Origin of the sequence: Paenibacillus forsythiae T98 (assembly GCF_000520735.1) — a bacterium.
In the GTDB taxonomy this organism is placed as follows: domain Bacteria; phylum Bacillota; class Bacilli; order Paenibacillales; family Paenibacillaceae; genus Paenibacillus_AQ; species Paenibacillus_AQ forsythiae.
In genome coordinates this window covers 1-10406 of sequence record NZ_ASSC01000878.1, presented here as the reverse complement: position 1 = coordinate 10406, position 10406 = coordinate 1, and the positions used below count along the sequence as shown (strand labels likewise).

Here is a 10406-nt window from a genome sequence, read left to right as displayed (position 1 = left end):
CCGAAGCCGCCGGTCGAGCCGTTCAGGTAGCCGACGATATACGAGCCGGCAAAAGATCCGAGCGCGCCCATGCTGTTGACCAGCGCGATTGCGCCGCCCGCCACGTTGCGGGGCAGAATTTCCGGCATGATGGCAAAGAACGGTCCGTACGGAGTGTACATGGCGCCACCAGCAATCACGAGCAGGATGAACGAAAGCCAGAAGTGATCCGCGCCCAGCAGATACGAGGCGTAGAAAGCGACGGCTCCGATCATCAGGAAAGGCCAGACGAATATTTTCCGGTTGAGCGTCTTATCGGAGAAATAGGAAGCGGTCAGCATGCCGACAACGGCCAGCACGTAAGGAATGGACGACAGCCAGCCGGTCGTGACCATACTCATGTCGGGAGCCGACTTGATAATCGAAGGCAGCCACATCACGAACCCGTACACACCGATACTCCAGAAGAAATACTGCAGGCAGAGCTTGATGACGAGCGGAGACTTGAACGCTTCCCCGTAGTTTTTCACAGGCTTCAGCCCTTTTTGCTCCTCCTGAAGAGCGCACTCAAGCGCCTTCTTCTCTTCATCATTCAGCCATTCCGCTTCGGCGGGCTTGTCGCTTACGAGCTTCCACCAGAAGAACGCCCAGATGATCGGCGGCAGCCCTTCGATAATGAACATCCATCTCCAGCCGACGGCAGAGACAAGATAACCGGATACAATCGACATCCACAGCACGGTCACGGGATTGCCGAGGATCAGGAACGTGTTGGCGCGGGAGCGCTCTTTTTTCGTAAACCAGTGGCTTAAGAACACCAGCATCGCCGGCATTACCGCACTCTCAACAACGCCGAGACAGAACCGGATGACGATCAGAAAGTGGACATTATGGACAACGCCCGTAGCCGCCGCCAGCAAGCCCCACAGAATGAGGGACCAGAAGACGAGCTTCTTGGCGCTCTTGTTCTCGGCATAATGCGCCCCCGGGACCTGGAAGAAGAAATAGCCGAGGAAAAAAAGCGCGCCCAGCAGCGAAGACATCGAGGCCGTAATCTGCAAATCCTTGGCCATGCCGGCCGCCGCGCCGAAGCTGTAATTCGCCCGGTCGAGATAAGCCAGACTGTACGTAATGAACACGATGGGCATCAGCCGCAGCCAGCGCGCCGGGACGAAGCCGCCGCTTGTATTGTTCTTCATTAGGATTCCACTCCCGTCAGATGATGTTGAAGATAGGTTTCAAGCTCAGGTCTTGTCGGATAGCCGTCGTGGTCGCCCTCCGATTGCACGGCCAGCGCGCCAATCGCGTTCCCCCGCTGCACCGCCTGCGAAACCGTAAGCCCTTGCAGAAGACCGCTGACCAGTCCGACGGCAAATCCGTCTCCGGCGCCCACTGTGTCCACAATCCTCTCTACTTTGAAGCCCTGAACCGTGCCTTCGCCGCCCGGCGTACAGAAGTACGCGCCCTCCGGCCCCAGCTTGACCGCAACGAGCGAGACGCCCCTGCTCAGATAAAATTCGGCGATTTCGCGCGGATTCCTTGACCCGGTCAGAATCTCGCCCTCTTCCACTCCAGGCAGCACCCAATCGGCCCGGCAGGCCAGATCGTTGATGACCGATACCATCTCTTCACGGGAGGACCAGAGCGAAGGCCGCAAATTCGGATCGAAGGAAACGCTGCGTCCTGCGGCCTTCATTGCACCCAGCGCCGCATAGGCGAACTCGCGGGTCTCTTTCGTCAGCGCCGGGGGGATGCCCGTCATGTGCAGATGGCGAAAGTCCGTCAGATATCCGGCGTCCACATCCGTGCCCGAGAGTGTGCTTGCTGCGGAATTTTTGCGGAAATACTGCACCTGCGGATCGCCTTCCAGCACCTTCGACTTGAGCTGAAACCCGGTTGGATGCCGGGAATCGCGCGTTACGCCGGAGATATCGATATTCTCCCTGACCAGATACTCGCGAATATATTCCCCGAAAGCGTCGTCCCCCAATCGGCTGACCCATCCGGCCGACAATCCCAGCCGGGCGAAGCCGACCGCCGTGTTCACTTCCGCTCCGGCCAGGCGCCGGCTGAACTTGTCGATGTCCTTCAAGGCCCCCGGTTTCTCGGCAACGAACATGACCATGGCTTCTCCAAAAGTAACTACATCCTTAAGGCTCATCAGGCAATCCCCTTTCCGGTTTTCGCGGCTTCTGCCGACATCGCTCCAGAACAACCTTCGCGCAGCATTCCGATATATCCTTCAAGACACCCTTCACCGGGCAGCCCGAACTCGATTGCGCGGGGCACATTACCCGGCAGCAGCCCGAGCAGCTTCCTCCACGGGGCATCCTCATCCTGCGGAAGCGGCAGCGTTACCCACACCCCGCCCGAACGGATGACATGCTTGCAGTGAATATAAGCGACATAAGGGGCAAAAGTTTCGGCCGCCTTTAGCGGATCTTCTCCGCTGTACAACCAGTTGCCCGTATCGAACGTCATCTTCACACCGTCAAGCCCGTAACGCTCCACCGCCTGAAAGAACGCTTTCAAATTTTCGGCCCTGCCTCCGTAAGAGGTCTGATCATTCTCAATCAGCAGCGTCAGCGCTCCCGCCTCCCCGCGGTGCCGCCGCAGCAGCCGGTCAAGCTGGCCGATCCGTTCGTGCTCGGCGCTTCGCAGCTCCTCCTCCGAAGCAAATCCGCGAACGCCCGCATAGTGCCCGAGCGACACCTTCAGCATTTCGGCCTTTAGAACCAACGCTTCCGCCAGAATGTGCGAGAGCAGCTCTTCGTTCAGCCTGCCCTCCGCATTCCACAGTTCCATCGGAACGGAATATACGCAGCGCAGGCCGCTGCGCAGGTTCGCCTCGCGGCACTCGGCAAGCGGAAGAGCTCCGGGCAGGAACAGTTCCCGCCGAATCTCGATGCCGTCCGCCCCACCGGATTGTATTCGTTCGGCCAGGCCGTACTGCGCACCGCAAGCGCTTCCAAATACGGAAGTCGGAACAAAAACCGCATTCATCCAAACGCCCCCCTTCTAGCAAAAATGTAGACCCTGTACACTTAGAGAATGCTGCGTTTGACCACCCGGGCGATGCCCTGTCTGACTACGGATTCTGCTGTATCCAAACATCGATTAGCGGCGTCTGTAAATCGGTTTAGTAAATCGGTTTACTGCTACAGCTAAATTATAATCCCGCTCCGCATCCTTTGCAAGCCCTTTCTTTAAAGCGCTGTCATTTTTTTATTTGCATCTATTCGCCAGTTATAAGGCACCCGGCTTCTGCATAAATCAAGCCCAATATGGAAAGTTAACTTTACATTTATGGCAACAGCTGTTATATTGAATATGTAAAGCTTGCTTTCCATTGAATAGAGGTGTGATGTTGAGAAACCGTCTGGAGGAAATCCGAAAACAACACGGAATCAAGCAGGAGGAATTGGCAGAGGCTTTGGCGGTTTCCAGGCAGACGATCGGGTCGCTGGAGAATGGGCGCTATAATCCCTCGATTATTTTGGCGTTCAAAATCGCCCGCTATTTCAAGCTGCCGATTGAAGAAATTTTTATCTACGAGGAGGAATAGCTTGTGAACAAAGGTTCAGTTGCGCGCAATGCTATGGTACTGGCAGCAGGGATGCTGCTGTTGGCTGCCGGTCTGTTGGAGGCTGGAGACATGGCCAGGAACGTATCCGGTCTGTGCGTAGGCATAGGGTCCGGACTAATCGGCGTCAGCATCGCGCACCTTGCCATGGCCCGCTATTACGCCAAGCATCCGGCTTTCCGAAGACAGCAAGAAATCGAAGCGGGAGATGAACGAAGCATCGCCATCAACAATCTGTCGAAGGCCAAAGCTTTTGATATGACCGTAAGAGCCATGATGCTGATTCCCTTTTTGCTGATCCTTGCGGGTTCGTCTCTTTGGATTACGCTGGCCGCAGTGGCGCTCTATGTCTTCTCTTACAGCCTCCGTTATTACTACATCTATAAATACAGCAAGGTTCTGTAAAATGGATGAAGAAGGCTGCCCCGCGCATCTGCTGCGCTCGGGACAGCCTTCCCAAGCGGTTTCCAGGCTTTCGGACTCCGGGTATCCGGCCCGTTAGCGGTATGTGGTCACAATGACCCCGCCCCTATTGTCGCCCGACAGTGAATAGCGGCGTCCTTCCCGGATATAGATGACCGTATCCTTGGATATAGGAACATAAGAAACCTCGTAGGACTTTCCATCCGCTTCAATTGAAATTGCCCGCGCTGCTTTCAGGTAATCCAGGTACTCCTCCAAAGTGAAATTTTTGTCTTTCATAATTAAACTGTGCGGCAGGCCCACATAACGAAAATGCCAGGGTTCATACTGAATGCCTGTGATCTCCGTCTTATCCCTGGGGTATCTCAATATGAATCCGTATTTCCAGGCATTTTTCTCCAGCCATTTGCCTTCGGCCGCCCGGTTCATCTCCATTTTCGTAGAACCGATATCAAGGGATAAGCCCAGATTATGCTCACTGTGCCCGGAAGGCAGCGCATAATCGGCTCCTTTCTCCTGATAGAGCCGATCCTGCTCACCCAGGCTCCGATATCCGCTGCTGATCATAAAATGCCGGACCCCGTCTTCTTCCGCAGCCTCGATCATAACGGAAAATTCCCGGGCCACTCTTTGCGATAAGCGAATGGTTTGGTCCAGCAGCGCATAGCCCCGGACCATTTCCTTATGGCCGTAAAGCTTCACGATATCGGGTTGTATCCCCTCTTTATGTAATGAATACTCCTTGTTAACCAGGAGCAGATCTCCCTGGTAGACCTGCTCTTCCGTAACCTTGGCCGGAATATCGCCGCCCTGGTCGTTCGTCTCACGGATTGCGGCCCCCCGCTCCTGCTCGCAGCTTGTCAACAGCAAAGCGAGCACCAAAAGCCACTTCTTCATTACTCAGCGTCCTCCTTTTCCTTACATCCATTAAGGATAGAGGGAGTTAATTAAGAAAAAAGCGGTGTATTTCTTAAATATTTTTAAAGTGTCCAGACTCATTTCGGCAAACGTACTTCAAAAAGTGTCCGGATGATATCGCTCTGAACGGAAATGGTTCCTTTATGCTGTTCTACGATATTTTTTGCTATGAATAAACCGAGACCCGTGCTTCCGCCCTGATGGGTTCGCGACCGGTCGCCGCTATAAAGCGCATCAAAAATAAAAGGCAGCTCTTCCTCCGGAATCGGGTCGCCGTAGTTGACGATCCGGACGGTCGCGGCCTCGGCGTCATGGGTGCAGCTAATGTCTATGAACTGGCCGTCTCTTCCGTAACGGGCGGCGTTGGTCAGAATATTCTCAAATACGCGGGCCAACAGCTCCCCGTCCCCCGATATATTCACCTTCGGTGGAATGCTCAATCTCGCGGTCAGATGGTGGTTCTCAAAGACTGGGTACAATTCCTCATTTAACTGGCGCAGCAGTTCGCCCAGCTCAAGCGATGTCTTCCGGATGGCAAGCTTGCCATGGTTCATACCGGCAATCTCGAACAGTTCGTTAATCAGCTTCTCCAGACGGCGGGATTTGGTATAGGCAATGGTTGCATAGTGCCGCACCTGATCCTCTGTCAGCTCCTTGTCACGGAGAATGAAGTCCAAATAACCTAATACGGAAGTAAGCGGCGTCCGTAAGTCGTGAGCCAGGTTCAATATGAGCTGATCCTTGCTGCTCTCTGCAAAATCGCCCCTTTCCACAGCCCGCCGCAGCTTCTCCCCCGCCAGATTGATATCCTGCGCAATCTTCTCAAACTCGTCATTTGAGCCTATTTGCACCGGGTCTTTGAAATCGCCATTCGCCAGACGGTGAATTCCCGCAGATATCTCATTGAAATAGGCAGCATAAGGTCTGGTCAGGAAGAAGAATATTACAATCGCCAGCGGCACAAAGAAAATCAAAAAGAAATTCAGATCGCCAAAATTTCGGATCATGAGACGAAACCGGCTCAAAGAATCGCCCGCACGCGCGTTTTCGTAGTAATAATACTGAAGCACTTTATATAACAGGAAGGTGACAACCCCGGACAAGAGCAGGCTTAGGCCCAGCAGCAGAATCATCTTTGACCGGAAACTCAGGACCCTTTTAACCATTGAAAATATACCCCACGCCCCAAATGGTTTTGATCCATCGGTCAGGTTCTTCGCCAAGTTTTTTTCTTAACGTACGGATATGCACCATAACCGTATTTCCCCCTTCATAGTAGGCGTCACCCCAAACCTGCTGAAAGATATGATCCGCGCTGAATACCTGCCTGGGGTTAGCGGCCAGCAGATACAGAATATCGAACTCTTTGGGCGTCAGCTTTACCGGATTGCCGTACAGTGTTACGGAATGCCGGTCCGGATCGACCATCAAGCCGCCCGCCTCCACCTGCCGGACATTCGCTGCGGAGGTTGGACTCAGCAGCATGGACCGCCTGAGCTGCGCGTTTACCCTGGCCACCAGCTCCATGGGATTAAACGGCTTGGTCATATAATCATCCGCCCCTATGACCAGTCCCGTAATTTTGTCCAGATCAGAGGTCTTGGCGCTCAAAAAAATAACCGGAAAGAGATACTGCCCGCGAATTTGCCGGGTCACCTCATAACCGTCCAGTCCGGGCATCATGATATCCAGAATTGCCAGATCAATATGCCGGGACTTCACGACAGCAACAGCCTCTTGGCCGTCCGCCGCTTTAATCGGGCGGTAGCCTTCCTTCTCCAGATGCAGCGCAATCAGCTCTGCAATTTCAGGGTCGTCGTCCGCAATTAATATAGTAATCCGATCCATCCGTACTCCACTCCTGTACAATAGACGCTTCTAATCGCCCCGCTTCAAATCCGACGACTGGCGCACCGCCAGCTCGCATTTAAAGACAAGCTCCTCCGGCTCCAGCTCCTCCTTCGAGCGAATGCGGGTGATGATCCGCTCGGCCGCCTTTCTTCCCATTTCCAGCGAAGGCTGGTTGATCGTAGTCAGCGTCGGCGTCAGCAGGTGGGCGAACGGGATGTTGTCAAAGGCGACCAGCGCCAAATCCTCCGGCACCCGAAGCCCCCGCTCCTTCACAAAGGCGAGCGCCTCCAGCAGCACCAGGTCATTGCCCGCGATCAGCGCCGTCGGCGGCTCCGGTTCACCGAACAGCTTGACGAATCTTCCCCGCAAGGCGGAGATTTCTGTACTTATGATGCTTCGAGCGCCCCAATTCAGCCCGAAATCGTCCATCGCCTTCAGGAAGCCCTCCGTCCGCTCAAGCCGTGTGCTGATCGTCAGCGGCGCCGTGGCGAGCGCAATCCTCCGGTGTCCCCGCTCCTTCAGATGCGACACCGCTTCATAGACGGACTCCCGGTTGTCGACGACAATGGTGTCGGCCTTGACGCTCTCCACCCGCCGGTCCATGAACAGAATGGGATACCCGTTCCTGGCGAGCTTTTTATACAGGGAAGCGTTCTTCCCCGTAGGCAGCAGGATCATGCCGTCCACCTGCTTGGCCTGGAGCATTTCGGCGTACTTCTTCTCCTTCTCCCCGTCCTCGTCGCTGTTGCACAGAATCACGTTGATATCCTGCTCCTGGCAGTAATCCTCGATGCCCCGGCAGATTTCGGTGGAGAGCCGGTGCATGATATTCGCCACAATGACGCCGAGCGTTGAAGTCCGCTTCTGCTTCAGTCCCCTTGCCAGCACATTCGGCTGGTAATCCAGCGCTTCAATGGCCTCTGCGATCTTGGCGCGAGTGTCCGCCCCCATATGCTGATACCGTTTATTCAAATATTGGGATACCGTGCTCTTGGATACACCGGCCCTTGCCGCCACATCTCCGATTGTCGCTCTGACCAATGTTCTCTACTCCCATCGTTACACGTATATCCATTAACTATAGTGCGGTTGGCGGCGCTTGTCTAATCGTGTAATCAGCCCCCGCAGACCGGGAGCGCATCATTTCGGCTTCCGGGTGTAGCCCTTCCGCTTGTGAAAAGAAAGCGATCGATAGCTCCGGGCGTATTTTGCCGCCGTGGCTGCGGAAAGCTGCGAGCCGCTCATATTCAGGCTCTTGTTGCGAGCTTTCTTTAGCACCATCCCTCCGGGGTCTTTGGCATACAGATAGTTGCCGTAGGTTTCGAACTCGGAGAAACCAAACTGCCGGGAGCGGTTGATGCTGCGTAATATCGCGGAGTGCCACGGAACCCCGTGCCTGGACTCGATCTCCCGTTTCATGCGGGCCAGCCGGCTGCGCTCGAACAGCATATAATGGGTCACAAAGGAGGAGGGGCGGACGGCCTTCTTGCCCATCAGCTTCCGGTAGGTCACAAAATATTCCGGCTGGCTCCAGTTCCGGCAGTAAAAAACCGTCTTTCCGTTCAGGCGGAACCGGTGCGGCGCGATCAGAACCGTATCGGCGTCAATGACCAGAAAATAATCGGCCGTGCACAGCTTGTCGCCGCCGAGCTTCAATAGCTGCTGAAACAGCCAGCCCGAGCGCTCCCAGGTACGCGAGCGGTAGTGAATGTCCTTCTTCGCAAGGGGCAGCACCGTATTTTCATCAATAAAGGTACAGTCTTTCCTGCGGCAAAAATCGAGAATACGCGGTTTGCGGGGCGCGACGATCATCACGCTGCGGATCGGATGCTTCACGTGCTTTCTCACAGCGTCGACCACATGCGGCAGCGTAGCCAAATCTTTCTCAATCGCCGGAATCAGCACATCTATGGCAGGTCCTTCAAGGGCTTGGGACATACGCTCATCTCCAGTCGTCCATTTGCTCTAGCGTATGAACGATGGCGGTGATGGGTATGGGAAAATGGAGCCCAAAAGTTGCGCGAAGGACCGCCAAATGTTGTGCCGATAGTTCATGGGTCGCATATTGGTTTCGGCTTCAAATTATGACTATCCGGTGACATTGTTAAAAACCGCTCAAAGCCAGCCGATAACTAGTGATAATGATTATCATTACCTATAAAACGTTGACAGGTGGTAATCGATATGAACAAAACGTTTACACGAATGGTACTCAGGCAGGAACTCCCGACCTATTTGCTCCCGGTCCCCGTACTGCTGTACTTTGTCCTGACCCATCTGGAGTCGGGCAGACGGCATATCCTGCTCTATCTGGGACTGGCCATGCTGGCCGGCATCATTACGCTGCTCATTGGCGTGGCCGCAAAATATTATTATATGCGTCCCATTTTGGCCGCATTTCAGGTCATTAAGAGCCGTCAGGCGGACGACCAGCTGTTCCGGAAGGCCAAACGCAATGCCGGCAAGCTGCCTTTCATAGAGGCTCTGCTTATTTTTATCCGCTGGAGCGTTATCGCTTCGCTTATCATGAACGTCCCCGCATACATAACAGGCCGGGCAACCCTGGCCGAATTTTTGACGCTTATGTCTTTTTTTCTGCTGACCGGGCTGGTATCGGTTCCTCTGTATTATTTTCCGTCCAACAAAGCCATGACCGACTTTCTATATCTGAAGAACATCCGGGAAATCAAGCTGGAGCGGCAGGGCTTTGACCTCGGGATTGTCCACAAAATCGGCATTACGGTCATTCTGTCCGTCTTGTATCCCGTCGGCCTGCTGATTACCATGATCAGTCTCAACATGATCGGTTATCTGGATTTGAGATCGGCCTGGGCGGGCATCGTGCTCGTTCTGGCAGTCGCGCTGCTGATGTCGGTTCTGTCGATCAGACAGCTGACGGGCGAGATCCGGCACGCTTTCCAGGAAATTACGGATTGCACCGAGCTTGTCCTGCGCAACGATTTCACCCATCGGATTCACCTGGCCCAGCAGGGAGAAGTGGGCAAGATGGTCGAGGGGTTCAATCTGCTGATGGACCACTTTCTGCTGCTGATCTCGAAGATTCGGGAGGCGATTATCACTCTTCAAGAGGCTTCCGCGAATGTGTCGGTCATCGCCGGGGACACCAGCGCCACCTCGCAGCAGTTGTCGGCAAGCTCGGAGCTCATGCGGCAGAACGCCTTGACGGTATCCGCCGGGATTCGGGAGGTTGTGGACAAATCGCGGGACATTTCCCAGATCGCGTCGCAGGTATCCGCCTTTTCGGAAAATCTCCGTAATTATTCCGGGCGGGTGGTGGAATCCGTGGACAAGGGGACGGACTCCGTTCATGTCATATCGGACGCCATTGAGGACGCTGTGCAGCAATCGCTTCGGACCCATGATACGATCGGCATCCTTTCGGAGAAGACGAAGGACATTCAGGTCATATTGAACGTCATCAAGGATGTGGCCGACCAGACCAACCTGCTTGCGCTGAATTCCGCAATTGAGGCCGCGAGAGCCGGAGAAGCCGGAAGAGGATTCGCCGTTGTGGCGAGCGAGATCGGCAAGCTCGCGGAGAAGAGCAACCATGAGACCAAGAAAATAGCCGCCGTCCTGAAGGATATTTACACCGAATCGGACCGCGCCAAGCTCGGCTCCAGCCAGATTG

General features: G+C 54.7%; 11 protein-coding genes. 3 read left to right on the top strand and 8 right to left on the bottom strand.

Going from position 1 to position 10406, the window contains the following annotated elements; all coding sequences use genetic code 11:
• The 3 genes from L692_RS0126645 to L692_RS0126635 form a co-directional block, all read right to left on the bottom strand.
• Positions 1 to 1178 (bottom strand): MFS transporter (locus tag L692_RS0126645; RefSeq protein WP_025702953.1); only part of this gene is annotated, 1178 nt, incomplete at its 3' end.
• Positions 1178 to 2140, bottom strand: a complete 963-nt coding sequence (locus L692_RS0126640; protein ID WP_025702952.1) for a sugar kinase — start codon at positions 2138 to 2140, stop codon at positions 1178 to 1180. The genes L692_RS0126645 and L692_RS0126640, both read right to left, overlap by 1 nt.
• Positions 2140 to 2982 carry a sugar phosphate isomerase/epimerase family protein gene (locus L692_RS0126635; RefSeq protein WP_025702949.1) on the bottom strand — a complete coding sequence of 281 codons (843 nt, stop codon included), beginning with the start codon at positions 2980 to 2982 and terminating at the stop codon, positions 2140 to 2142. The genes L692_RS0126640 and L692_RS0126635 overlap by 1 nt, the downstream gene beginning before the upstream one ends.
• Positions 2983 to 3346: 364 nt before the next feature.
• On the opposite strand from L692_RS0126635, the gene L692_RS0126630 reads away from it, so the two are divergent.
• Both L692_RS0126630 and L692_RS0126625 read left to right on the top strand, forming a co-directional pair.
• Positions 3347 to 3544, top strand: coding sequence for a helix-turn-helix transcriptional regulator (locus tag L692_RS0126630; protein WP_025702947.1), 198 nt, complete (start codon positions 3347 to 3349; stop codon positions 3542 to 3544).
• Between the two features lie 3 nt (positions 3545 to 3547).
• Entirely contained in the window at positions 3548 to 3967 is a 420-nt protein-coding gene (locus tag L692_RS0126625; RefSeq protein WP_025702945.1) for a hypothetical protein, read from the top strand.
• 93 nt (positions 3968 to 4060) lie between these two features.
• On the opposite strand, the gene L692_RS0126620 is transcribed toward L692_RS0126625, so the two are convergent.
• From L692_RS0126620 to L692_RS0126600, 5 genes are all read right to left on the bottom strand, one after another.
• Complete coding sequence (locus tag L692_RS0126620) at positions 4061 to 4882, bottom strand: D-Ala-D-Ala carboxypeptidase VanY (RefSeq protein WP_025702942.1); 822 nt, start codon at positions 4880 to 4882, stop codon at positions 4061 to 4063.
• 98 nt (positions 4883 to 4980) lie between these two features.
• On the bottom strand, positions 4981 to 6069 hold the full coding sequence (locus tag L692_RS0126615; RefSeq protein ID WP_025702941.1) for a sensor histidine kinase: 1089 nt from the start codon (positions 6067 to 6069) through the stop codon (positions 4981 to 4983).
• Entirely contained in the window at positions 6062 to 6751 is a 690-nt protein-coding gene (locus tag L692_RS0126610) for a response regulator transcription factor (protein WP_025702939.1), read from the bottom strand. The genes L692_RS0126615 and L692_RS0126610 overlap by 8 nt, the downstream gene beginning before the upstream one ends.
• 30 nt (positions 6752 to 6781) lie before the next feature.
• Entirely contained in the window at positions 6782 to 7795 is a 1014-nt protein-coding gene (locus L692_RS0126605; protein ID WP_025702937.1) for a LacI family DNA-binding transcriptional regulator, read from the bottom strand.
• Between the two features lie 99 nt (positions 7796 to 7894).
• Positions 7895 to 8692: a DUF6492 family protein gene (locus tag L692_RS0126600; RefSeq protein ID WP_025702935.1), complete on the bottom strand. Its 798-nt coding sequence runs from the start codon at positions 8690 to 8692 to the stop codon at positions 7895 to 7897.
• A gap of 246 nt (positions 8693 to 8938) precedes the next feature.
• On the opposite strand from L692_RS0126600, the gene L692_RS30390 reads away from it, so the two are divergent.
• The coding region (locus L692_RS30390; RefSeq protein WP_036725863.1) for a methyl-accepting chemotaxis protein at positions 8939 to 10406 on the top strand (1468 nt) is incomplete at its 3' end.

Excerpts from the sequence above, each read along its gene's own strand:
- L692_RS0126640 (WP_025702952.1), bottom strand. The coding sequence starts at position 2,140 with ATGAGCCTTAAGGATGTAGTTACTTTTGGAGAAGCCATGGTCATGTTC.
- L692_RS0126635 (WP_025702949.1), bottom strand. The coding sequence starts at position 2,982 with ATGAATGCGGTTTTTGTTCCGACTTCCGTATTTGGAAGCGCTTGCGGT.
- L692_RS0126620 (WP_025702942.1), bottom strand. The coding sequence starts at position 4,882 with ATGAAGAAGTGGCTTTTGGTGCTCGCTTTGCTGTTGACAAGCTGCGAG.
- L692_RS0126615 (WP_025702941.1), bottom strand. The coding sequence starts at position 6,069 with ATGGTTAAAAGGGTCCTGAGTTTCCGGTCAAAGATGATTCTGCTGCTG.
- L692_RS0126610 (WP_025702939.1), bottom strand. The coding sequence starts at position 6,751 with ATGGATCGGATTACTATATTAATTGCGGACGACGACCCTGAAATTGCA.
- L692_RS0126600 (WP_025702935.1), bottom strand. The coding sequence starts at position 8,692 with ATGTCCCAAGCCCTTGAAGGACCTGCCATAGATGTGCTGATTCCGGCG.